General features: G+C 61.2%; 23 protein-coding genes. 12 read left to right on the top strand and 11 right to left on the bottom strand.

Annotated elements, in window-relative coordinates; genetic code table 11:
• Nucleotides 1–28: 28 nt before the first annotated feature.
• Entirely contained in the window at nt 29–154 is a 126-nt protein-coding gene (locus AC07NK_RS16310) for a benenodin family lasso peptide (protein WP_495171666.1), read from the bottom strand.
• Nucleotides 155–677: 523 nt separating this feature from the next.
• Between AC07NK_RS16310 and AC07NK_RS16305 the strand changes: the two genes are divergently transcribed.
• Complete coding sequence (locus tag AC07NK_RS16305; RefSeq protein WP_495171665.1) at nt 678–995, top strand: hypothetical protein; 318 nt, start codon at nt 678–680, stop codon at nt 993–995.
• Nucleotides 996–1076: 81 nt separating this feature from the next.
• On the opposite strand, the gene AC07NK_RS16300 is transcribed toward AC07NK_RS16305, so the two are convergent.
• From AC07NK_RS16300 to AC07NK_RS16290, 3 genes are all read right to left on the bottom strand, one after another.
• Nucleotides 1077–3089, bottom strand: coding sequence for an ATP-binding protein (locus AC07NK_RS16300; protein WP_495171664.1), 2013 nt, complete (start codon nt 3087–3089; stop codon nt 1077–1079).
• Nucleotides 3086–4573: an ATPase domain-containing protein gene (locus AC07NK_RS16295; RefSeq protein WP_495171663.1), complete on the bottom strand. Its 1488-nt coding sequence runs from the start codon at nt 4571–4573 to the stop codon at nt 3086–3088. The genes AC07NK_RS16300 and AC07NK_RS16295 overlap by 4 nt, the downstream gene beginning before the upstream one ends.
• A 321-nt stretch (nt 4574–4894) precedes the next feature.
• Nucleotides 4895–5293 (bottom strand): PRC-barrel domain-containing protein, encoded by a 399-nt coding sequence (locus AC07NK_RS16290; RefSeq protein ID WP_495171662.1) that lies wholly within the window; start codon nt 5291–5293, stop codon nt 4895–4897.
• A gap of 238 nt (nt 5294–5531) precedes the next feature.
• Between AC07NK_RS16290 and AC07NK_RS16285 the strand changes: the two genes are divergently transcribed.
• The 3 genes from AC07NK_RS16285 (at nt 5532) to AC07NK_RS16275 (ending at nt 7496) form a co-directional block, all read left to right on the top strand.
• Entirely contained in the window at nt 5532–5819 is a 288-nt protein-coding gene (locus AC07NK_RS16285) for a CsbD family protein (RefSeq protein WP_495171661.1), read from the top strand.
• A gap of 52 nt (nt 5820–5871) precedes the next feature.
• On the top strand, nt 5872–6129 hold the full coding sequence (locus AC07NK_RS16280; RefSeq protein ID WP_495171660.1) for a GlsB/YeaQ/YmgE family stress response membrane protein: 258 nt from the start codon (nt 5872–5874) through the stop codon (nt 6127–6129).
• Between the two features lie 659 nt (nt 6130–6788).
• Nucleotides 6789–7496, top strand: coding sequence for a Crp/Fnr family transcriptional regulator (locus tag AC07NK_RS16275; protein WP_495171659.1), 708 nt, complete (start codon nt 6789–6791; stop codon nt 7494–7496).
• Between the two features lie 106 nt (nt 7497–7602).
• Here the strand turns inward: AC07NK_RS16275 and AC07NK_RS16270 are convergent, their stop codons facing one another.
• The 3 genes from AC07NK_RS16270 to AC07NK_RS16260 form a co-directional block, all read right to left on the bottom strand.
• On the bottom strand, nt 7603–7818 hold the full coding sequence (locus AC07NK_RS16270) for a hypothetical protein (RefSeq protein ID WP_495171658.1): 216 nt from the start codon (nt 7816–7818) through the stop codon (nt 7603–7605).
• Nucleotides 7819–8036: 218 nt separating this feature from the next.
• A complete protein-coding gene (locus tag AC07NK_RS16265; RefSeq protein WP_495171657.1) occupies nt 8037–8237 on the bottom strand; it encodes a hypothetical protein in 201 nt (66 codons plus the stop codon).
• Nucleotides 8238–8569: 332 nt separating this feature from the next.
• Entirely contained in the window at nt 8570–11185 is a 2616-nt protein-coding gene (locus AC07NK_RS16260) for a GAF domain-containing hybrid sensor histidine kinase/response regulator (protein WP_495171656.1), read from the bottom strand.
• A gap of 534 nt (nt 11186–11719) precedes the next feature.
• On the opposite strand from AC07NK_RS16260, the gene AC07NK_RS16255 reads away from it, so the two are divergent.
• Both AC07NK_RS16255 and AC07NK_RS16250 read left to right on the top strand, forming a co-directional pair.
• A complete protein-coding gene (locus AC07NK_RS16255) occupies nt 11720–11899 on the top strand; it encodes a hypothetical protein (RefSeq protein ID WP_495171655.1) in 180 nt (59 codons plus the stop codon).
• A 133-nt stretch (nt 11900–12032) separates the two neighbouring features.
• Nucleotides 12033–13247 carry an NAD(P)/FAD-dependent oxidoreductase gene (locus tag AC07NK_RS16250; protein WP_495171654.1) on the top strand — a complete coding sequence of 405 codons (1215 nt, stop codon included), beginning with the start codon at nt 12033–12035 and terminating at the stop codon, nt 13245–13247.
• A 141-nt stretch (nt 13248–13388) separates the two neighbouring features.
• On the opposite strand, the gene AC07NK_RS16245 is transcribed toward AC07NK_RS16250, so the two are convergent.
• Both AC07NK_RS16245 and AC07NK_RS16240 read right to left on the bottom strand, forming a co-directional pair.
• On the bottom strand, nt 13389–13865 hold the full coding sequence (locus AC07NK_RS16245; protein WP_495171653.1) for a DUF421 domain-containing protein: 477 nt from the start codon (nt 13863–13865) through the stop codon (nt 13389–13391).
• Nucleotides 13865–14395 carry a hypothetical protein gene (locus AC07NK_RS16240; protein WP_495171652.1) on the bottom strand — a complete coding sequence of 177 codons (531 nt, stop codon included), beginning with the start codon at nt 14393–14395 and terminating at the stop codon, nt 13865–13867. The genes AC07NK_RS16245 and AC07NK_RS16240 overlap by 1 nt, the downstream gene beginning before the upstream one ends.
• Before the next feature lie 93 nt (nt 14396–14488).
• Here AC07NK_RS16240 and AC07NK_RS16235 point away from each other — a divergent pair, with 93 nt between their 5' ends.
• Nucleotides 14489–15340 carry an SDR family oxidoreductase gene (locus tag AC07NK_RS16235; RefSeq protein ID WP_495171651.1) on the top strand — a complete coding sequence of 284 codons (852 nt, stop codon included), beginning with the start codon at nt 14489–14491 and terminating at the stop codon, nt 15338–15340.
• A gap of 196 nt (nt 15341–15536) precedes the next feature.
• Here AC07NK_RS16235 and AC07NK_RS16230 read toward each other — a convergent pair whose 3' ends face one another.
• Entirely contained in the window at nt 15537–16460 is a 924-nt protein-coding gene (locus AC07NK_RS16230; protein WP_495171650.1) for an NAD(P)/FAD-dependent oxidoreductase, read from the bottom strand.
• Between the two features lie 209 nt (nt 16461–16669).
• Here AC07NK_RS16230 and AC07NK_RS16225 point away from each other — a divergent pair, with 209 nt between their 5' ends.
• The 4 genes from AC07NK_RS16225 to AC07NK_RS16210 all read left to right on the top strand — a co-directional run bounded on the left by AC07NK_RS16225 (nt 16670) and on the right by AC07NK_RS16210 (nt 21933).
• The gene (locus AC07NK_RS16225; RefSeq protein ID WP_495171649.1) at nt 16670–17200 is read left to right on the top strand and encodes a hemerythrin domain-containing protein; all 531 of its coding nucleotides are present in this window, start codon (nt 16670–16672) and stop codon (nt 17198–17200) included.
• Nucleotides 17201–17272: 72 nt separating this feature from the next.
• Nucleotides 17273–19360, top strand: a complete 2088-nt coding sequence (locus tag AC07NK_RS16220) for a catalase (RefSeq protein ID WP_495171648.1) — start codon at nt 17273–17275, stop codon at nt 19358–19360.
• A gap of 26 nt (nt 19361–19386) precedes the next feature.
• Nucleotides 19387–19854 carry a hypothetical protein gene (locus AC07NK_RS16215; RefSeq protein ID WP_495171647.1) on the top strand — a complete coding sequence of 156 codons (468 nt, stop codon included), beginning with the start codon at nt 19387–19389 and terminating at the stop codon, nt 19852–19854.
• Nucleotides 19855–20103: 249 nt separating this feature from the next.
• A complete protein-coding gene (locus AC07NK_RS16210) occupies nt 20104–21933 on the top strand; it encodes a DUF885 domain-containing protein (protein WP_495171646.1) in 1830 nt (609 codons plus the stop codon).
• A 306-nt stretch (nt 21934–22239) separates the two neighbouring features.
• On the opposite strand, the gene AC07NK_RS16205 is transcribed toward AC07NK_RS16210, so the two are convergent.
• The gene (locus AC07NK_RS16205; protein WP_495171645.1) at nt 22240–22527 is read right to left on the bottom strand and encodes a hypothetical protein; all 288 of its coding nucleotides are present in this window, start codon (nt 22525–22527) and stop codon (nt 22240–22242) included.
• Between the two features lie 485 nt (nt 22528–23012).
• Between AC07NK_RS16205 and AC07NK_RS16200 the strand changes: the two genes are divergently transcribed.
• A complete protein-coding gene (locus AC07NK_RS16200) occupies nt 23013–23492 on the top strand; it encodes a LuxR C-terminal-related transcriptional regulator (protein WP_495171644.1) in 480 nt (159 codons plus the stop codon).
• Nucleotides 23493–23537: the final 45 nt, after the last annotated feature.

Raw genomic sequence — 23537 nt, 5'->3', positions numbered from 1 at the left:
GCCGCTTACCGGCACGCGCCCGATGCGCTCAGTCGTCGCTGAGGCCGCTACGCGGCTGCAGCGCGCCTTCGGTGTCGGGACCACCCTCGATGGCCCCCTTGGTCTCGGTGCTGACAGCGCCGAGCTCGATCACGTCTTCCTTTTCGCGGTTCATGGCAATTCTCCTTGGTTGCGAAATGTCATGGCCATGACTCGACCAAGCCTAGCGGCGGAAGTGATTATAAGAAGATTATAATACGAAAATAATTCGAATGTTTGCGCAAGCGTGAACTCCACGCGAACGCATAATAAGCCGGGCGTGAGAACATGCGTGGGGTCGCATGCACCGCCACCTTTAGCCATGAGGCTTGGACATACGCGGCGGCCACCCGGCCAATATTTGTTGAGAACGTTGTGGACTGGGCCAGGCCGTACCTGTCCAGGTGAGATCAGTTCGCCAGACGCTGGACGCTCGTCGCGCGCATGAGCACAGCGGGCGACCGCCGACATAAGCCAGATGCCTCACGACACGACTTGTCGCTTCTCGTTGAGAACCTTCAAGTCCTTCAGACCCTTCAAATAATCCACTAGCAGTTTTACGCGTCCGACCGAGTGGCGAGACGCCGCCAGACTAAGGTAGCCGGTTTTGGATCAGCCTCGTACCGCTCCAACACGGGCATCAGCGTTCCTTGATCGAGATGCTCAGCGACCTAGTAAGGCAGTACACGCACAAGACCGCGAGCCGCGCGGCGGCCATGCTCGCAAGCCAGCTTCAGGATCTGGTCGTGTCCACCCTGGTCAAACAACTGGGCGGCACCCAGCGCCGCTGGCGGATCGCGCTTGGCCCAATCAAGCTGCGCGACCCGCTCAGCTATTTGCTTTGTAATTGGGAGGTCACACCGAGCGGTACGCCACGCGAGAATGCGGCGATCGAGCACCTGCCCGATACCACACCTGCTCGATACCATTCGCCTGGAGCATCCGACTGCCTCACCCGGCTGAGAGCCGTGAGTTAGCTGCTCATTTCAAACTGGCAGAAACCATCGCAACCCATAGACGCTCGAGCGCCAGCACTGACCGCAGCTGGAACAACTCGGCTAGACGATTGCTTCGTGCGGAAAGAGCCGATGAAGTGAGCGGGCAAGGTCTGCTTGCCGAAATGGTTTGGTCAGTTGCGGCAAACCGATATTGAGATCACCCCCCGCATATCCCGTTATCACGAGAACCGGCAAGGTTTGCTTGAGCCCGGTAGCGCGTCGCGCCAGCGCAGCGCCATTCATACTGGGCATCATATAATCCGTGATTAGAAGGTCTATGGGGAGACCTCCCACCAGCTTACTCAGCGCCTGTGAGCCGCTCGCCGCCTCGTGAACGACATGACCCAGGTCCCGCAGCATTTCAGCGGTGCCTGCGCGAACCAACTCCTCATCATCCACGAGCAGAACGTTGAGCGAGGACAGTCCCGGCGGGAGAGCGTCTGATGAGACATCGCTCGCCCTAGCCGGATCGCTGGCAATCGGCAGATGGAGATTGGCCTGCGTGCCCTGCCCCAATTCGCTCGTTAAGATGAAGGCCCCGCCCAATTGGCCAGCGAGGCCGTGCACCATCGATAGGCCAAGCCCCGTTCCCTTGCCCAACTCCTTGGTCGAATAGAATGGCTCGATCGCGCGCGCGAGGGTTCCAGCATCCATGCCGGTGCCCGTGTCGGACACGGTGATGCGCACATAGTCACCGGCAGAGAGCCCGGTCGCATCCTCCCCATCTACTCGTACCTGCGAGGCAGCGATCGTCAGCGTACCGCCTTGAGGCATCGCGTCGCGCGCGTTGACACTCAAATTCAGTATTGCGAGTTCGAGCTGGTTGGGATCTGCGAGCGCCGCAGGCAATCCCTGCGGGCACTCGAGGTTGAGCGCGATGGAGGATCCAATCGAACTGGTTACGAGATCCTGGACACCTGTGAGCAAGCTGCAGACATCGGTTGCCCGGGTCTCCAGTGCCTGCCGCCGGGCAAAACCAAGCAGGCGGCTGATCAGCACGCGCGCACGCTCAGCTGATTGCAACGCGCCGTCGATCAACCGCGCCATACGAGGGTCTTGCCCTGCATAGCGTCGGCTCAGAAGGTCGAGTGCGCCGCTGATCGGGGTCAGCAGATTGTTGAAGTCATGGGCCACCCCACCCGTCAGCTGACCGATCGTTTCCAGCTTTTGCGCTTCATGCAGCTGCTCAGCCGCGGCCTGCCGTTCGGCCACCGCCGCTTCTACCCGCCGTTCGAGTGTCTCGTTCAACTCACGCAGTGCAATCTCGGCGCGTTTGCGCACGGTTACGTCCTGGAAAATGACAGCGACCTCATCGCGTTCACGCGGCTCGACCCGGAATGCGGAAAGCTCAAGATGCCTCCCAGTGGCGACCAGTTCGCGCTCAAACCGGATCGGCTCGCCCGATATCAGAACGTCACGATATCGATCGACCCACCCATCTGCCTCATCAGGGACCATCTCCCGGACGGTTTGCCCGACGACGTCCGAAATACCCGTATGATGCTCATAGGCGGGGTTGGCCTGCACATGCACATAGTCGCTCTTGGGTCCATGTCGCCCATCGACGAACCGGATGATACAGAAGCCCTCATCCATCGTCTGGAACAAGGTTGCGTAACGCTCTTCGCTCTCCCGCAACTCGATCAAGCGAGCACGCGCTTCATATTGCCGGCGGCGGCCGCGCAGCGCTGATTGCACCAGGCTGACCAATGTCGTGGGATGGAAGGGCCGTTCGAGAAAGGTGACGTTGCCAAGTACGTCCAGATGGCGCGCGGCTGCCGGATTTCGCTCAAGGCCGCCACCGCGACTGGTGAGCAGCACGAAGGGCAAGTCCGACCACTCTTCCTGGCTCGCCAGCCACTCCACAAGCGACCGCAGATCGGCGGTGGCAAGCGCCTCCTCCGTTATCAGAACGCAACCAGCCCCAGACTTAAGACCCGCGATCATGCTTTGCAGCGAGCGATGCGCCTCTGCCTCGATCCCGGCTTCGGCAAGCATGGCTGTCGCGACCGACGCGTCGCGTCCACGCGGTGCGAGTACCAGCACCCGCTCAGAGACTGTCGTCTGCTTCACGCCTCGTCGGACTTTAGCTGACCCGCTTCACCGACAAAGGTAGGCACACCGCGTAAAATTCCTTGAAACCCGATCAGCGGCGGACCGAGCGTGAAACCTTGCGGGCCGATCTTGTACTCACGGATGACATCCTCATGTGCGCTCATGCGCTTCTTAACTATCGAGATCGCCCGTCGGACGCGTCCGAGGGCCTCAAAATAGCGCAACAGGATGACGGTATCGGCGAGATAGGTGATATCGACCGGGGACTTCATGTCGCCAACCAGACCGTGCTGCGCGACGGTCAGGAAGGTGGTCGCGCCCTGACGGTTAAGATATTGCAGCAGCTCGTGGACGTGCAGGACGAGCGCATGCTCTCCGGGCATCGCTGCCTGGTAACCATTTAGACTGTCGATCACGATCGTTCGCGCACCATGTGTTTCGACACATTCGCGCACGCGGGTGGAAAACTCACCGGGCGTGAGTTCAGCGGCATCGACCTGTTCGAGCACCAAATTGCCCGCATCGATCATTGCTTCAAGATCGATGTCGAGGCCCCGCGCGCGCTGCATGAGCAGGCCGATCTCTTCATCGAAGACGAACATCGCCGCGCGCTCGCCACGGTCGATGGCAGTCTTGACGAAGGTAAGCGAGAGCAGCGACTTGCCGGTGCCTGCCGGCCCCAGCATGAGGACGCTCGATCCACGCTCTACCCCGCCACCAAGCAGCGCGGTGAATTCGGGTAGATTCGTTTCAATCACTTCGCGCTCGAAGTGGCGGTGATGCTCGCTCGACACCAAGCGGGGGAAGACACGAACTCCGCCCGTATGAATGGCAAGATCGTGATAGCCGCCGCGAAAGCGTCGCCCACGATATTTGATTACGCGCATGCGCCGGCGTTCCGCGCCATATTCCGGTGCCAGCTCTTCCAGTCGCACGACCCCGTGCGCTACGGAATGGACCGTTTTGTCATTGGCATCGGTGGTCAGGTCATCAAGCATGAGCACGGTCGCACCGCTGCGCGCGAAGTAATGCTTGAGCGCCAGGATCTGCCGGCGATACCGCAAAGAACTCTGTGCCAGCAGCCGGATCTCCGACAGGCTGTCCAGGACAACCCGGGATGGACTTACCCGTTCGAATGCTTCGAAGATCCGCTTCGTTGTCTCGCCAAGCTCAAGATCGGACGAATAGAGCAGACTCTGCTGCTGCTGCTCGTCCAATAAACTCTCGGGCGGTACAAGCTCGAAAATATCGATGTCCTGCAATGGCCAGCCATGTGACGTGGCCGTGGCGCGCAGCTCGTCCTCCGTCTCGGACAGCGTAATATAGAGACAACGATCGCCGGCCGCGGCGCCCGCGATAAGGAACTGCAGCGCAATCGTCGTCTTGCCCGTGCCCGGGCTGCCTTCAAGGAGGTACGCCCGGCTTCGTTCGAAGCCCCCAGCGAGCACATCGTCAAGGCCGCGAATGCCGGTATCGGCGTGTTGAGACGGGGTCATTTCCATTGATCACTCCTGCGGCAACAGCGCGCGACTCTCGTTACGGTTCCGACCAACTCGCCAGAAATGCTTGATTTAATGCGGCTTCCGCCTTGCTCATGGCGAAGAACAGGCGAAGCCAGGGGATCGCGAGCAACTAGCTGGAAGCCCTGCACAGCAGCGAGAATGGCGTGAGATTGCTCACCGCCAGTCTCTGCCCCCACGATGACGGCGATGCAGGAAAACGAAGGCCAGCTGCCTTGGGCGTAAGCAAGAACTCAAGGGCCGCCATTGCGCCATGCGCCCTAACCCAAGTCGCTGATCGAGCGCTGTCCGCTGCGATCCTGCTTATGCCTCGGACGCCCCCATTGTAGCTCCACCAACTGACAAATCTTGTGGGGGGACCTGGTAGTAGCTCGCGACGCGGTCGGCATAGGCTTGGTCGAAGATTGGGGGATTGGCCGCCCAACTCGGGCCGCCCTCAAGAACACGCCGGTCAATCGTCACAACATAGGCATCTGAGGTTGGTTCAAACTGCAAAAGCTGGAAAGGGATTGGGTAATAGGCCTTACCGATACCGAGAAAACCACCGATCGAGAGGATCGAGTAGATCGTCGCCCCAGTGCGTTTGTTGATCATGAAAGCGTAGACCGATCCCAGCTTGTCACCGTCACGGGTTTTGACGGTCATGACATCAGCCTTGTTGGACTGGATCAGCAGCTGAGTAGGTTCGTCGAGTTCGGCCATAGGCCCTCCTTTTCGACCTATCACAACATGTAGACGCGGCACGGGTTCCGAAATGACAGGCCGTGCACTCTGATAGCGCCATTAGGCCCCTGCCCGGCTCCGCCTGGCTTGGGAGCCGTCAATCTCGGCACCTATCGGCTACATTTTCCGCACAGCGGAACTGATCTCTCAGGAAAAATACAACGATGATCCTTTTCCTCATTTGCTCGTTATGGCCAAGCAATTTGGAGTTAGACAAATGAACCGAGACACCCTCGAAGGCGAAGGTCGTGATGTTGTTGGTAAACTTAAGGAAACCGCCGGTGACGTGACCGGTGACCGGTCTCTTCAGGGTGAAGGCCTGATCGATCAGTTGAACGGAAAGACGCAGAAGATCATTGGCGCGGCACGTGAAGCGCTGGCGAGTGACGGCGCCCCGTTTCTCGACAAAGCCCGGCAGTTTGCGCGCGAGCGCCCCTTCGCTTCGGCGGCGCTCGTAGGCGTCATCGGCCTTGCCATTCTCAATACATTGCGCGGCAAACGCTGAGAAAGACGACCCCGCAGGAAATCATCTTCAAATGACATATGGGAGAACAAGAATGGGTTTGATTGTGTGGATCATCGTCGGCGGTGTCATTGGCTGGCTGGCTAGCATTATTATGCGCACCGACGCGCAGCAGGGCATCCTTCTCAATATCATCGTCGGCATCGTCGGAGCGTTTGTCGGCGGCTTGCTGATAAGCGGCGGTTCGATCAATAGTGCGCCACTGACGATCACCTCGTTCCTCGTGTCACTTCTTGGAGCCGTAGTCCTGCTCGGGATCGTCAACCTCGTGCGTCGTGGTAGAGTACGCTAACTTTGACCGACACGTCGCAGGTGCGGCCAGAACTCGCACCTGCGACATTTTCCCCTCACCATGCCCTTAGCGGTCCTTGCGGCATCCAGTGTCAAGTGCCCCGACCGCGGGCTACAAACACCGACAAACCTGTCCTCCGCTCAGCGCCGACGCGCAGCGAACTTCACCCGTATCAGGCCAGCGAGGCGCAGCAGATACTCGCCTTGCCGACTTCGGGCTTGTCGAGGGAAATGAATTGGGGTTCACCGAGCTCGATCTTACCAAGTGCCGGTCGTGAATTGGAAGGACGGCAGGCAGACCGGCTTGGTTCGGCTGTGGCGACGTCATGCAGTCCGATCTTAGGAACTGCGGCGCTACCGTCGCGCCCATTCCAGCCCCGATCTCGATACGGCTCCGGCAGCGAAGGGGTGCGGCTGCAGCGCACTTGAGCACGCCGCACCTCGTGCCTGTGTAAGCGCGACGACTACCGATCTATTTGTGGCTCGCTCGGTCGAACGATGAATATCTAATCTATGTTATGGAGGCCGATCGGGCGGAGCTTAGGTTTCGAATATCGCTGGCCCGCTGGGCCTGCTGGCGACTGAGAGCGGCTGTGCTCCCGCCATCAACGGGAGATACGAATGCCGGCTGTTGCTCCGCTAGCCTCTTGGGTCCGAAAGATGGATTCCTGGGCCTTCCTGAATAATGAGGAGCGCGACGCCATGCTTGCGCTTCCCTACACCCTGAAGACGATCGAAGCGCATCATTATATCGTTCGGGAAGGAGACAAGCCGACCCAGTCCTGCGTGATGATCAGCGGCCTGAGCTATCGCCACAAGGTCACGGCCAACGGTGCCCGACAAATCCTCTCCATTCATATGAGCGGCGATATCGTCGATCTTCAAAATTCGCTGCTCGGCATAGCCGATCACAATGTCCAGATCCTGACGGCTTCCCAGGTTGCCTTCATTCCGCGCGAAGCGATCGTCGAGCTTGCCTTCGAGCGACCCGCGATCGGCAAAGCACTATGGTACGACACGCTGGTCGACGGCTCGATCTTTCGGGAATGGATCACCAATGTCGGACGCCGGGACGCGCGGACGCGATTGGCCCACCTCTTGTGCGAATATGCGCTGAGACTCGAAGCGGCGGGCCTAGGCAGCCATAGGGAATGGGAACTGCCGATGAGTCAGGAGCAGCTGGCCGACTGCACCGGCCTAACCCCGGTCCATGTAAACCGGATGCTGAAGAGCCTCGCCAATGAGGGGCTCATCCGCCGCACCCGGCGCTCAGTCACGATCAATGACTGGAAATCCCTCGCCGCGGCAGCAGATTTTGACAGCGGCTACCTTCACCTCCCCCAGGAGAAGCTCGCTTTGGCCCAATGACTGCATGGGCTTTCAAGGAACCGAAGCGAACGCGAACCGCTATCGGCACATCGCTGCACAATCTTGTTGCACAGAGACTGCAAGCGCTCGCGCCGTTTAGGGACGATCAAGCCTGAAAAAGGTGCGAACGCGCTTGCGCCCCGGCCGAAGGGTTAGGGGCTGATTTCATCCCGTCCCCGATCTGCAGCTGTTGGACGCGACGTTCATATTCGTCGGCCAGACGCCGATGGGCCAGCACCACTGAACAATCTTCGCAAACAAGAGCTCTCTCTCGTTCTTCCCGGGCACGCTTGCGATAATAAGTCACATCATCGACAGACATCTTGCCTCTCCATAGACGTCCCCCAGCTCTGGCTACGGCGCTACATTAACTTCGAGTCGGCCGACTTCATTAAACTCGATCAAACTGCACCACGCCGACGTCCACAGCCTATCGCGTGGCCAAGCGATATAATCCCGACGCCGACGGGGCGATATCTGCAGAACGAAATGCGGCCGCTTCCAAGGACGCGGCCGCACGGGCTATTCCAATCGGGCCGTTCAGTCGCGCTCGCGCTCGCCTTCTGTGCGATCACCCCGCTGCCCTTCGCTTTGCTCCTGCTCCTGCTCGGGCTGGCGCCCGCGGTCATCCGGATCTTCATGCCGCTGGCCGCCTTGATCCTGCTGCCCCTGACCATCCTGACCCGGCTGCTGTTCGATCCCGCCGCCCTGCTGGCCGGGATAATTGTTTTCGTCGTTCATCGGAGTCTCCCGTGGTGTCCCGCGTCACAACAGAACCGGTTGTGCACGGCGCATGTTCCACAAGATGATGCCAAGTTGATTTGGATCAGTAAGATTTATCAATCTGTTACGTAACACTTCATCGCCCTTCAGGCCGCGATCCTCATATCGTCCCGGTCGCCTTTCAATCTCAATCCACTACCGCTGGGCCATTCTACCATTTTTGCCGGTGCCGGTCTCTCGATCGGACCGTTGTGCCACACCCATTGACGATGGGCAGGCTCCTCACGAGTCAAGAAGACTGACGTCGGTTAGGAAGATGGCCCTGAAGAGACGGCTGCCTCGCTCACGTGTCAGCTGCTGCCGAGAACCGCGACCAGTGCGCGGCGGAGCTCAGCCTGCCCGAATGGCTTGCCAAGGCGATGAACGGCCGAACCGATCTCCCCGGGCGTCTCGCCATAACCGGTCGCAAGGATGACGGGCAGCTCGAAGCGCTCTCGCCTGATTTCGGCAATGAGCTCGCTACCCGTCATGCCCGGCATGGCCTGGTCGGTGATCAGCAGATCGATCTCCGGGTGGGTGCGATAGATTTCGAGCGCCTCCGCTCCCGACGTTGCCTCCAACACGCAATGACCAAGGTCCTCGATCATGATCGCGGTATTCATCAGCACCAGCGAATCATCGTCGACGGCGAGGATCATCCGCGGCGAGATGGCGACCGCTTCTTGCTCCTCGGATGAACCGGTCTGCGCCGCTGGGCTGCCTTCGTCCGAGCGGAGCCAGAGATGCACGCTGGTGCCCCTACCCGGCTCACTCTCGAGTTGAAGGGTGCCGCCCATCTGCCGGGCAAAGCCATGGACCATCGAAAGGCCAAGACCGGTGCCCTTGCCGATCCCCTTGGTGGTGAAGAAGGGGTCGGCAGCTCGGCGCAGCGTGTCCGCATCCATGCCGCTGCCAGTATCGGCTACGGTCAGCCGGACATAAAGGCCTGGCGCCAGATCCTCCAGCTCGTCCTTCACCACACGGTGCTCGTCGGCGTGTATCGACAGGCGCCCACCTCCCGGCATCGCATCCCGCGCGTTCACCGCCAAGTTCAACAGCGCCATTTCGAGCTGGTTGATATCGGTCGAGACGGGCACCAGCCCTGCGGAGAAGCTGGTCTCAATCAGGAACAACGGTCCCAACGAACTCTGCAACAGCTCGGTCATACCGGCAACGAGCCGGGGGACGTTCACGCGCTCGGCGGTCAGCTCCTGGCGACGCGCAAAGGCAAGCATCCGTTGCGTGAGCGCCGCGCCACGCTTCGCTGCTTGCGTGGAATTGTCGAGCAGCTTCAGGATCTGCGGTTCCCCTGGCACGCGCCTGCGCAACAGTTCGAGGCCGCTTAGAATCGCCGTCAGAAGATTGTTGAAATCGTGGGCGACTCCGCCCGTCAGCTGGCCGATCGCTTCCATCTTCTGCGATTGGAACAGCGCCTCCCGCGCGAGTTCAAGCTCACGCTGCGCATCTTCCCGCTCGGTCACATCGCGGGTGATCTTGGCAAACCCGATGAGTTTCCCGTCATCATCATGGATGGCATCGATGACCACGCTCGCGCGGAACTGGGAGCCATCCTTGCGTAGCCGCCACCCTTCCGCGGAGAATCGCCCCTCGCGCCGCGCCGTCTCAAGGGCGCGTTCAGGTTCTCCGCGCGCGCGATCCTCCTCCGGGTAGAATGTACGGAAGTCTCGCCCGATCACTTCACCCGGGGCAAAGCCCTTAATCCGCTCAGCACCGGCGTTCCAGCTCGATACCAGTCCTTCAGGATCGAGCATGTAGATCGCATAGTCGGTCACGCTCTGGACCATCAGCCGGAACTGGGTCTGGCTGCGCGTGAGGGCGTCAGTCCGTTCCTTCACGCGGCTTTCGAGGGTTTCGTTGAGATCGCGCAGACGATCCGCCGTGAGCCTGAGCTCATTCTCGGCAGCCACGCGCTCGATATGCGCCCAGCTGCGTTCGGTGACCTCGCGGATCGTCGCCAGTTCTTCGACTGTCCAGTCATGCGGTGTAGCATGATGAATAGCCATCAACGCGGTCAGTCGGCCTTCCTTGACGAGCGGCATGCAGATCGTCGCGCTGATCCCGATTGCCTGGAAGCTCGCCGCTTCCTCAGGGCCAATTTCTTCTAGATTGTTGTTGATGACGAGCGGCAGGCCGGCACGAAGATTGCGTACCGCAAGTGTGCCGAAATCGGTGAGACTGTAATGGCCCACGATGGAGGGCGAGCCCTTGCGTGCCCAGTCCCCGCGAATGGTGAAGCCGTCCTGATCCTCGTCCATATCCGCATAGGCGCAATTGGAGACGCCGAGTTCCTCACCGACCATGCGGGTCGTGATCGCAAGGATCTCGTCCGCATCCGTCAACGCCGCGGCGCGCTTGCCCAACGCGTCGAGGAAGCGCAGCCTGGCCTCGCTTTCGCGCAGCGCGTTGGCAGCCTTCACAGCATCGGTGGTCTCGACCACCACCGCGAGCACGCCGGCGGGACGGCCGTCATCCTCATAGACGGGCGAATAATCGAGGTTGAGCCAGACATCCTCGAACCTGCCGGTCCGATTGAGGCTGAGGACATGGTCCTTGTAGGCGAGCGTCCCTCCGGCGAGGCCGACCTTCATTACATTGTCGTTGAAATCAGCAACCTCGGGCCAGCCGTCACGTACCTCGCAGCCGAGCAAGCGAGGGTGATTATCGGCAGCGAAAACCGAATAGCCGTCATTGTAGATCATGATGCCTTCTTCGCCCCACAGCATCACCAAAGGGACGGGGCAATGGATGACGAAGGCGACGATCGCGCACAAGCTCCGGGACCAGTGCGCGATCGGACCGAGCGACGTAGTCGACCAGTCGAAAGCAGCGATCCGCTCACCCATCTCTCCACCACCGGCGAGAAAGACTTTGTCACTACCGGTCGTTTCAACCGCTGAACTGGCCACTCCATCTCCGTCGTTCACAAGCCTGCACTACGCACATTGGGAGAGACTGTTCCGGCACCACAATGACATTGATTGCTATGACGCAGTCGGCGAAGTCGTCTATCACCTATGTTGTATTGATCAGCTTTTCTGACGGCGCTCAACCTCGAAGGCCTCCGCGGTCAGTCGATTGGAGTTTGCTCATGGCCCCGCACCACCGTCGTTCGCCCGTCGGGCATGAGTTGAGCATGACGACGGCCAGTGACAGCAGTAGTGGGGATAGCCGAAGCGATCTTGCGTCGCGCCGAAATAGAAGCTGCCGGCGAGAATTGTCGCGCGGATCGTCCGGATCACTCCCAAGCCCGATCGCAGCGCGGACCGCGCGCTAGGTCGCGGTCATCGACCGCATCAGGCCGATCACGCCTTTCACGCTGTTGCTTTGCCGGCCTGCGATCCGGGTCCGCCACGCTTCTCATGGCGACTCCGTGGAACACTAAACGATTGAGGGTGTTAAGTTTTCGCGGATGGAGGCGGAAACATTCACGGAGAAGATCAATGAGTGTCAAAGGCAAACTTAAAGAAGCCGCTGGATATGTGGAAGAGGAACTGAACGAGCACGGCGATAGCCCCGAGGCAAAGAAAAGGGCTGAGGAAGGCCGCGCCTTGCGAAACGAAGGCAGGGCCGAGGACGGCAAGCCGCCGAAGATCACGCCGGTAGGCAGCGGCGCCGAGTAACGCCCGCTTCTAGCCATGTACAGGCGCCGCCCTGCGAAGGGCGGCGTCTATCGTAGCGCGGCCGGCCTGTGCCTCCCCTATCGACTGGACATCGTGACATGACATCCCGCCTTTCATCGCTCTGCTCATGCCGTTGAGTGAACAGCACGACCTCCGCGGCGGCAATCCCGCGTGGGACGAAGAAGAGTATTCCATTCCGCCCAGCGTTCCGGCACCGCCGTACTGCGACGTGGCGATCATCGGCGCCGGTATCATGGGGTGCGTTCTCGCCGAGCGATTATCGGCTGACGGACACAAAGTAGCGCTGTTTGATCGTCGTCCCCCCGCCCATGGCAGCACCGCTGCTTCAACCGCGCAAGTCATGTGGGCGATGGATGTGCCCATGCGGGATCTTGCCGCCAGACTGGGGGAAGCCGAAGCGAGAAGGCGTTGGCGGCGCGTTTACGAAGCGACCCGCGCGTTCGCCGATCGGATCGACGACATCGGCATAGCCTGCTTTCGGGCAGACCGTCCGACCATCTATCTTGCGGGCAAGACGCTCGATCCAAGCGGACTGGCTGAGGAGGCAGCGTTTCATGTACGGGCTGGGCTGCCGACTGACCTCATGTCGGCTGAGGCGATCGCGGCGAACTTCGGCATCGCGCCGCGTACTGGACTGGTATCGGGTGGTGGTTTCGAAGTCGACCCGGTCGCTCTGACTCTGGGCTTGTTGAATTGTGCAATCGAGAGAGGTGCCACGATCAGTTGGCCGTGCGACGTCGCTGCAATTGAGACCGAAACGAGCGCCGTTGCGCTCATACTGGATAATGGCGAGCGGATCAGCGCGCGCCATGCCATCTTCGCTGGCGGGTACGAACGCGCTCCGCTCTTGCTGCCACCCGCGTTCAGGCTGCTCTCTACCTTCGTCATGGCGACATCGCCGGGCACGGGTTCGCTGTGGCGCGAGCACGCGATGATATGGGAAGCTTCCGATCCCTATCTGTATCTTCGCACCAGCCGAGACGGGCGAATTATTGTCGGCGGTGAAGATATTGAGACATTCAACCCGGCCCGCCGGAATCGCGAGATCTCGGAACGGACGTCAATTCTCGCGCAGCGGGCCGCGGCACTGCTCGGCCTCGAAGAATCACTTACGATTGATCGTCGCTGGGCAGCGATGTTCGGAAACTCGCCTGACGGCTTGCCGGCGATCGGTGCTGCTGCGACCTTATCGCGCGTTTGGCTGAGCGCGGGGTTTGGCGGCAACGGCATCGCGTTCGCAGCATTGGCAAGCGAGATTCTGGCGCTATCGCTGATCGGTCGGTCAGATCCGGATGCCGCGTGTTTCGACCCGTACCGCTTTCAATGACAGGGAGGTTGCGTCCGGAGTTTAGGTGGCTCAACGACTTGGAAAAGGAAGAGCGAGGTCCGCTTCTACAGGCGAATTCGCTATCGTAGTCGGCCGCCAACCAAGCCTGGATTTCGATACCGGCAGTGTTTTCAGGACCCACTAGGTCACTGGATCATCTGGACGAACGATGTCGTCGTCATCACGCCGAACGAAGCTTATTTTCCCTTCCGGTTCGAGGATCGCCCAAGCGACCTTCTCCAGATGAGCAATGCCTGCCAGCCGCATTTCGGACTCGATCTCGGCTCGGGTAAGCCGATCGCGGCGCAGATTGGCCTCAACCAGTGCGCCATTGCGAACCAGCACGCGCGGGGTTCCTTCGATCAGGCGCTGCGCGCGCGGCGATAGATACACGGCCCAACCGAGAACTACCGTCCAGAACGCGAAGGTAGAGATCGCCAATGTCGCGCCGGTCAGGCTAAAATCATTATGCGTGATCCCCTGCTGGATCAGGTCCCCGACTACCACCAGCATAACCAGCTCGAACGGGGTCATCTGCCCCAGTTCGCGCTTTCCCATCAGCCGCAGCAGACCGAACAGGATCGCGAACATTACCGTAGCGCGCAGCACGATATCCATCAGGGTAGCACTGTGATGTCGATCGGCACATGCGTCAGCGGCCGATCGCCGTCGTACAGCGCGATGCTGCCTGCATTGCCCGCGAACAGCGGTGGGTTGATCTGCCCATCGATCTTGATGTCGAGCGTGTCGCCGGGCTTCATCGCTCCATAGCTGAAGCGGAACGCGCCCTTTTCGGCCCTCTCCTCGGACGGCGCGGGGATCATCGTGTTGACTGTCATGTCGCGCCACAGCGACGCGGGAATTACGATGACCGCATTGGCTACCGGTGCCCTGGCAGTCATGTGGATACGCGTCTCGAAGATCATCCCGTTGCGCAGCACGCGCGGAGTGTGGACTTCGAGCCGCGCCGCGGGGGCAATGGCGGCGACGCTGCGTGCCTTGCCGCCGCCGAATGCGCCGAGCAGCGCGGCCAGCATGACCGCAGCCAGCACCGCGAGCGAAACCCAGTTGAGCCGTGCGCCGCGCCCATCGGCATCCGCCGAGGCGATGCCGTCGGGGTAGCCGGACGCGGATCGGATCGTAACCATGACGCGGGGGAAACCGCCCAGCCACCGGAAGGTTGCCGGGAACCCCGTGCCACGCCCACCGGTTCTTGTGCGGGGGCCAGCGGAGAGAAGCCGATGACCGATACCGCTGAGATGATCCATGAGGACGCGTTGCCCGGCGACGAGCACAAGCTAGATCCGAAACCCGACTGGCATCCGCGCTACCCCGGCTCAGGGCGGCTTACGGGCAACGTCGCCCTGATCACCGGCGCCGACAGCGGCATCGGCCGCGCAGTCGCCGCACTGTTCGCGCGCGAGGGCGCCGATATCGGCATCCTCTATCTGCTCGAGGACAAGGACGCGGCGGACACCAAGGCGATCGTTGAGGCCGAAGGCCGCCGCGCGATCACGATCAAGGCCGATGTCGGATCGAAGAAGATGTGCGACCGCGCGGTTGAACAGGTGATCGAGGTGTTCGGTCGGCTCGATATCCTCGTCAACAACACCGGCGAGCAGCATCCCGACAAGGACATTCGCGACATCACCGAGGAGCAGCTCCAGCGCACCTTTCAGACCAACATCTTCGGCATGTTCTATCTGGTGCAGGCGGCGGCGGAACATCTGGGTGAGGGAAGTTCGATCATCAACTGTACCAGCGTGACGATGTACCAGGGGTCGAAGGAACTGCTCGACTATTCGAGCACCAAGGGGGCGATCACCGCCTTCACCCGCTCCCTGTCGGAAAATCTGGTCGAAAAGGGCGTTCGCGTGAATGCAGTCGCGCCCGGACCGATCTGGACCCCGCTCAACCCATGCGGCGGGGCCAGCCCTGAAAAGCTCGAGAATTTCGGCGAGAACACCCCGATGGGTCGCCCCGGCCAGCCCAATGAGGTCGCCCCCAGCTTCCTGTTCCTCGCCTGCGAAGATGCGAGCTACATGTCGGGGCAGGTGCTCCATCCTAATGGCGGGACGATCATCAACGGTTAAATGGAGGATGACAGTTGCTGGGCCGATGCCAGTCTGACCAATTTGCGAGCGGACAGTCGGACCTCGCCATTCGTCGACGAAGGTCACAGCACTCCCTTGTGTTTCCTCGCCTGCGGCTTGATGACGGCTCACGGGCTCTGGAACGAAACCCGGTAGAATCTGAAGGAGGCCGCCAGCTATCCGCCAGTAACCAGTATTATCTTGCAGCGCGATGCAGCACTTCCTGACAGGCCAAGTCATTACGCATCGTCGTTGCGGCGACGCCCCCCTCGCCCATCGCATGGCTGATCTGATCGAGTCCGAGCACGACATCCCCCGCCGCATAGAGGCCCACAACGCTCGTCCGCTGATGCGCGTCAACCGTCAGGCAACCATCCTGCGAGCGATGGGCGCCGACCTGCGCGGCTAGCTCCGAACGAATATCCGAGCCAAGCGCCGGATAGAGCGTGTCAAATGTCATCGAAACGCCATCGACATGGAGCGTGACCCCCTGTCCTTCGATCAGTTCGATCGCGTCGCACACCGCCGCGATAGCGATGCCAGCCTCGGCCAATGCTTGGCGCTGCCTTGGAGACAGATCGTGCCCGCCTTCCGGCGCTACCAGCGTCACGTCCGCGCTGTAGCTGCGCAGGAAGCTGGCTTCGTTGAATCCACGTTCTCCCGTGCCGAGCACCGCGATCCGGCGATCCGTGACCTCGTATGCGTCGCAGATCGGACAATAGCGTAGCTGCCCGCCCGCAAGCGCGCGGGCATGATCGCTATCGCTGATCATCGAAGGGCGCCGATTGACGACCCCGGTGGCCAGCAGCACCAAGCGCGCGCGCAACGTTCCCGCTTCGGTGTTCGCGACAAAGCCGTCGTCGGTCTGCGTAAGGCGATCAACGCGCTCCGTGCGGATGTCGACGCCATAAAGCTGCGCCTGCGCGCGCATGCGCGCCAGCAAATCCACCCCCGAAATGCCTTCCGGAAATCCCGCATGGTTGCGTGTGCGCGGAATCAGGTTCGCCCGGCTGTCTCCGGCGTCGATCACAACCACGCCGAGGTGAAAGCGCGCCAGATAGATCGCGGCGGTCAACCCGGCAGGGCCGCCGCCAATGATCAGGCAGTTCATCGCGGGCATTGCATGCGCCTCCTCGCATCGACTGAACCCTCGCGACCGGTATTGGATGCGATGTCCATGGCACCTCCGAAAATCGAATCCATCTCAAACGGCGATCGAGGCGGCCTGCGTGAGAATGATCCGCAACAGTGCCCTAAGTGCATCTGGCGCGTTGAAGAGGAAGAGGCAGGACTTTGCTGCCTTGGCTTCCCCCGCAAAGGCACCATTCCATGGCCAACAAGGCAACAGACGCGATCGCCCTTCTCAAGGCGGACCATCGCACCGTCGAGGATCTGTTCGATCAGTTCGAAGCGACCAGCTCGAAAGCAAAGCAGAAATCGTTGGCAACCGAGATCTGCACCGAACTCGTCATCCATACGATCATTGAGGAGGAGCTCTTCTATCCAGCGCTCAAGGGAAAGATCGAGAGCGACCTGCTCGACGAATCCTATGTCGAGCATGACGGCGCCAAGCTGCTGATCGGCCAGATCATGGCGAGCGAGCCGGGTGAGAACTTCTTCGAGGCCAAGGTGACGGTGCTTTCCGAAGAGATCGAGCACCATGTCCATGAAGAAGAGATGCCCAAGGACGGCATGTTCGCACAGGCACGCGCGAGCGACGTCGATCTCGTAGCACTCGGCGCGGAGATGGCGGCACGCAAGGACGAGCTGAAGGCACAGTTCAATGCGAACGGCTTGCCGATCCCGACCGCGCGAACACTTAAGCCGATCGAGATCGAGCTCGGCGAACCGGTCGCCTGAGACGGTTCATCTTCAACGCGGTCGCCCGGAGATGGGCGGCTGCGCGCATGCTCAATTTATAGGGAGTCCGCCATGAGCAAGACATCCAAACGCGCCGGCAATTCGTCCGGGGGCGAAACTCATCAGATCGCGGATGCCGGCGCCGAGGCAATCGCGATCCTGACCACCAATCAGGGCATCGCCGTCTCCGACAATCAGAACAGCCTGAAGTCGGGCGCACGCGGACCGACCCTGCTCGAGGATTTCGTCCTCCGTGAGAAGATCTTCCACTTCGATCACGAGCGCATTCCCGAACGGATCGTCCATGCGCGCGGAACCGGCGCTCATGGCTATTTCGAGGCGACCGATGACATCGCGAACCTCAGCAAGGCCGCGCTGTTCCGCAAGGGCGAACGGACCGAAGTGTTCGTCCGTTTCTCGACTGTCGCGGGCGGCGCCGGCTCGGTCGACACGCCCCGCGATGTTCGCGGCTTTGCCGTTAAATTCTACACGACCGAGGGCAATTGGGATCTGGTCGGCAATAACATCCCCGTCTTCTTCATCCAGGATGCGATGAAGTTTCCCGATCTCGTCCATGCGGTGAAGATGGAGGCCGACCGCGGCTATCCCCAGGCCGGCAGCGCCCATGATACTTTCTGGGACTGGGCATCGCTGATGCCGGAAACGACCCATATGCTGATGTGGGCGATGTCGGACCGCACCTTGCCGCGCTCGCTGCGCACCATTGAAGGCTTTGGCGTTCACACCTTCCTGCTGGTCAATGAAGCCGGCGACACACTTTTTGTGAAGTTCCACTGGAAGCCCAAGCTCGGCCTGCAATCCACCATCTGGGACGAGGCGCTGAAGTTGCAGGCAGCCGACAACGACTACCACCGCCGTGACCTGTTCGAGGCGATCGATACCGGTAACTTCCCCGAATGGGAGCTCGGTATCCAGGTTTTCGACAAGGCCTTCGCCGATGCCCAGCCCTATGACGTGCTCGACGCGACAAAGTTGATACCGGAAGAGGATGTGCCCGTGCGCATCATCGGCCGGCTGGTGCTCGACCGCAATGTCGACAATTTCTTCGCCGAGATCGAACAGGTCGCCTTCTGTCCGGGAAATATCGTGCCCGGCATCGATTTTTCGAACGATCCGCTGCTCCAGGGCCGGCTGTTCTCTTACCTCGACACGCAGAAGTCGCGGCTCGGGACCGCGAACTTCCACCAGATCCCGGTCAATTCACCACGCTGTCCGTTCCAGAACTTCCAGCGCGACGGGCAGATGCAGATGATGGTGCCCAAGGGACGCGCCAACTACGAACCCAACAGCCTGGCGGCGCATGGAGAAGAAGGTGGGCCGCGCGAATCCCCGGCGCTCGGCTTTACCACTTCGACAGCATCAACCGGCGATGGCGAGACCGGCGAGAAGCTGCGGATCCGCGCCGAAACGTTCGCCGACCATTACAGCCAGGCCCGGTTGTTCTACCGTTCGCAGACCAAGAACGAGCAGGCGCATATCGCCTCGTCCTTCGTATTCGAGCTTTCGAAGGTCGGCTTGCTCGATCAGGTGCCCGGGCGGATGGTCGCCAATCTGCGCAATGTCGACGAAGACCTCGCCAAGCGCGTCGCGGACGGCCTTGGCATTCCGCTGCCGGCAAAGGCACAAGCAGCCAAGGCGCCAATCGATATGCCACCATCCGACGCGCTGTCGATCCACAAGAACATGAAAGCCACGCTGGAAGGCCGGGCGGTGGGCATCCTGATCGCGGACGGCACCGACGCCGGTGAATTGTCGGCGGTCGTCGCAGCGGTCAAGAAGGCCAAGGGAAAGCCGGTGATCGTTGCGCCGAAAATCGGGGGCGCCGAGCTCTCGGACGGGTCTGTGCAGAAAGCGGATGGCCAGCTTGCCGGTTCACCGAGCCAGATCTTCGATGCAGTGGCAATCGCCTTGTCGGAGGCGGGCTGCTCGGCGCTGCTGAAGGAAGGCGCCGCGGTCGAGTTCGTTATGAACGCCTTTGCCCATCTCAAGGCGATTGGCGCCAGCGACGCGGCCAAGCCATTGCTCGACAAAGCCGGCGTCGTCCCCGACGCGGGGATCACCGGGCTGGATTCCGCATTCATCAACGCGGCCAGCCAGCGCTTCTATGAGCGCGAACCCTCGGTCCGGACCCTCGCCTGAATTCTGTGACGCAGTTGGAGAACAAGATGATCGATCCCTTCACTGCCTCGTCGCGCATGTTCGCGGCCGGGCTCGACATGCAGTCCAACTGGCTGCGCGGTTTCGAAACGCTGCAAGCCTCTCAGTGGGTGATCGCCGCGCGCAGCGGCAAGATGCGCGACGCCGCGAGCGCCCCGCTCGATGCCGACTTCGCCGAGTTCGCCCGCATGGTACCAGAGAAGATCGACGCCTTCAGCCGAAGCGCTCGCGCCATTACGCGGGACTCGCTGGCGATGCATCACGCCTGGACGGTCCAGATGCAGCGCGTCGGGTTGATGTTGATGTCGGGCAAATTGCCAACCTTTCACGAGGCCTCCGCGTTGGCGACGCAATCGTCGGAATATACCTTGGGCGCGATCAGCGCGAGTGCGCGGCTGGGCAAGGAAGCCCTCTCACCTCTGCATCGCACCGCGACAGGCAATGCGCGCCGGCTCAAGCGCGCAAAGCGCGGATGAAGCTGCGGTCACTTCTGGCGCGCGATCCGTCGGCGGTAAGCGGCATGCACTAGCGTCCGGGCGCAAACGCCGACGAGCGACCTGATCACGCCCAGTAGAATGTAGGTGAGGAATATGTGCAGCTCGATACGGCATTCCAGCGCTTGAGTTCATGCAGGGCTGAACTGTCAGCCCACTGCGGGATTTTCTTGTCCGGGTCGTCGTAGCCATAGGCGGAAAGTCTATCTGCGCCAGGCTGGGAGAAGTAGCATGACGGATCGCCGCCAGTTCCTGACCTCTGTCGCCGCACTCGCTGTGTTCGTCTCCGGCCGTTCAGCCCTTGCGGTGCCCCCCGAGCAGGCCGATACGGAACGGAGTCCGCTTCGCGCCCTGCTTGACAGTACGTTCGACCAGATGATGCATCGTGATCCCGCGATCGCGACCGCGCTTGGTCTCGATATGGGTGAGCGTCATCCGCTCAGCTCACGCCTCAAGAGCTCGGGGCCGGACGAGCGCCTCGGCGCCCAGCAGGCGCTGGTCGACGCACTTCCCCTGTTGCGCGGGTTCGATCGGCCAAGCTTGAGCGGTACTGAGCCCTATTATCTCGATACCATCATCTGGGCGGCGGAGCGTGCCGCCGAACTCGATGCAACCGGCTTCGGCACGATCGACAATTGGCCGACGCCCTATGTCCTCAACCAGATCACCGGCAGCTATCAAAACGTCCCCGACTTCCTGAAGCGACAGCACCGGATCCAGACCACACAGGATGCCGAGGCCTATCTGCAGCGGCTCGAAGACTTCGGCCGGCTGATCGCGACCGAATGCGACATGGTCGAGGCCGATGGCGTGCGCGGCATCATCCCGCCGGATTTCGTTCTCGACCTGACGATTGCACAAACTGACAGGCTCCGCGCGCAACGAGGCGACCAATCGGATCTGGTCACCTCGCTCGCCCGGCAAACGGCGGAACGCCGCTTGGCTGGGGATTGGGGCCGACGCGCCGCTCAGCTGGTCAAAGGACCGCTCGCGGCCGCACTCGACCGACAGCGCGCGCTGCTTGTGCACCTTCGGCAACGGGCGACAGCGGAAGCCTCACTGGGGCGGCGTCCCGGCGGCGCGGATTTCTATGCCGCTGCGCTCAGAATGCATGTGACGACACGGGCTCCAATGGAAGAGATACACCGGGCCGGGCTCGCGCAGGTCACGGAGCTAAGTGCCAAGATCAACACGATACTTCGTGCGCAGGGCATGACGCACGGCAGCGTCGCCGAACGCCTCACCATGCTCAACCGGCATCCGGCGCAAAGCTATGCCAATGACGATACGGGCCGTACACAGATCCTAGCGTACCTGGAGCGGCTCCTCGCTGAGGCCCGCACAAGAATGCCCGCCTATTTCAATAACCCGCCGGAATCGCCCATCGAAATCCGCCGCATTCCCGTGGCCAACGAACTGGGTGCGGTTGCGGCCTATGCAATGCCTGGCAGCCTCGACGGCGCGCGCCCGGGGGCATTCTACATCAACCTACGCGACACATCGGCCTGGCCGAAGTATTCGCTTCCCACCCTCGTCTTCCACGAAGCTATTCCCGGGCATCTCTGGAACGCGGCGATGACCCAGCAAATGGGAGACGTCCCCGCTATAAACCAGCATTTCTACTTCGCGGCCTATACCGAAGGCTGGGCGCTCTATGCCGAGGAGCTTGCCGAGGAAGCTGGGCTTTATGAACGCAATCCCCTCGGACGGGTCGGGCTGCAACAGGCTTTGCTGCTGCGCGCTGCGCGGATCGTGGCGGATACCGGCATTCACGCGATGGGCTGGGGCCGGCGGCAGGCAACCGACTATATGGTCGCAACCGTCGGCGTTCCCCAGATCACGGCGCAAGGCGAGGTCGACCGCTACTGCGTCCTGCCTGGCCAGGCCTGTGGGTACAAGATCGGCCATACCGAATTGAAGCGGCTCCTGGCGCGATCTCGCGCCAATCTGGGGTCGCGCTTCAACCTCAAGGACTGGCACGATGTGGTGCTGTCGGGATCGATGCCGCTCGAGGTGCTCGCCGGTTTGCTGGCAGACTGGGAGCGTTCCAAGCTCGAGTAATCTCGATAGAACGCGGGGTTTGGGCCGAAGGCACTACGGGCGCGCCCAGCAGACCGGATTGCCTCGCGGCCATTGATCCCGCTATCACCGATATCAGGCCTTCTCTGTCGAGCGCGCGGGCAATGGAGGCCGGTTGAGGCAAGCGATTGCTCTGCCGTCCGCCAGTCCGGCAGAGCCCTGCGCCTCGGCAAACACGTTCAAATGCTGACGGGGCATCGCGTCACATCGGGGGGGGGATTGGGGTGCAGTCTCCCCTATGTCGAGCGGATCGAACGCAGCTAAGTAAGGTGCACGCCTGTTTCCGGCCTAGTGAAGCGCGGCGGACCCGCCGGCAGGTGCGGCTCGCATTGTGCGTGCGACTTCAAATCGAACGATCGCTTTCCGCAGAGCAACCTCGTAGATATCTCCGCGCCAGCTATTCTCTTCGGGCGCGACCGTATCGGCGGCCTTGACCGGGTCAATCACAACAATGCGATCGGGCCGCTCGAATACCAGTGCGAGCAAGCGGATCCTGCCATCGGCAAATCGTACTGCATAGAAGGGTTCGCCGGCACAGCCATTGCGATGATAAGCGACTTCCAGGACTTGGATCATCTCGCCCTCCGATAGAAGTCGATGTCTATCCGCGATCGCGGATAGACGCACCCTGACACATCCAATTCGGACAGGGTTTATCGGACTCGATTGCTCCGGCATCGATGTAAACCTAACCATATTGGGCATGTTCGTGCCAACCTTCGCACCTTCCTGCCCGAGTCGGACGCGCCCGCGCGGGCCCCGGAGCGAGCAGCAAAGGACAACGCCAAAGTGCGCAGCGATCCTGCGGCTGGCTATGGGCCGGGAGGCTACCAAATGCGGAGCGGGTCGCGGCCTGTCGAGGCATAGTATCTGGGGCAGCGACGGCTTTGGCGCACTGTCCGGTCGATCGCCAATCATATTATCCCGTTGGGGAATATCGGCGTGGGTGGGTTAGGACGCGCCGGGAATGGGGGAATGGTAAATGCGTAGTTTGAGGTCCAGCGAGAGCCGGGGTATCTCCCGCGCATCTCGATCAAGCAGGGCCGCGCGGCCATTCCATCATGGCGTCTGATGAAGCAGACTCCAATCCAGCCTATGACCGGCGGTCGATCGAGCGCCTGACGGAGCGTCAGAAGGATTGCCTGCGTCTCGTTGCACACGGCTATACCTCAAAGGAAATCGGACGAAAGATCGGGATCAGTCCCGCAACCGTTGACAACCATGTCCGCGCTGCGCTCGACACACTTCAGGTCGAGAGCCGCGCGGAGGCGGCCCGCATGCTCACCGCTGCGGAAGCTGATCAGCCATTGACTAGTCAGCCGCAGCCGCTTGCCGAAGCCCCGCCCGGCGCGGCAGTCAATGCCGTGTCGGGACCGGCAAGCCACGGGTGGCAACGGATGGTCCCGCCAATGGGAGGGTCGCTCAACAATCTCACAGCAGAAGCCAAGATCTTCGCAATTCTCCGTGTTGCAGTCCTTGGCCTTTCAGTTCTGATGATCCTGACCATCGGGATCGCAGTTCTGCTGTGGATGTTTCGCTAGCCCACCCGACCACAACGTAACTGATTGAGGGGCGGTAAGCGCGGA

The organism is Sphingomonas sp. GW821-FHT09B04 (genome assembly GCF_059418285.1).
Note: the sequence above shows the minus strand (reverse complement) of the source record. Positions and strands in the feature narration are given on the sequence as shown.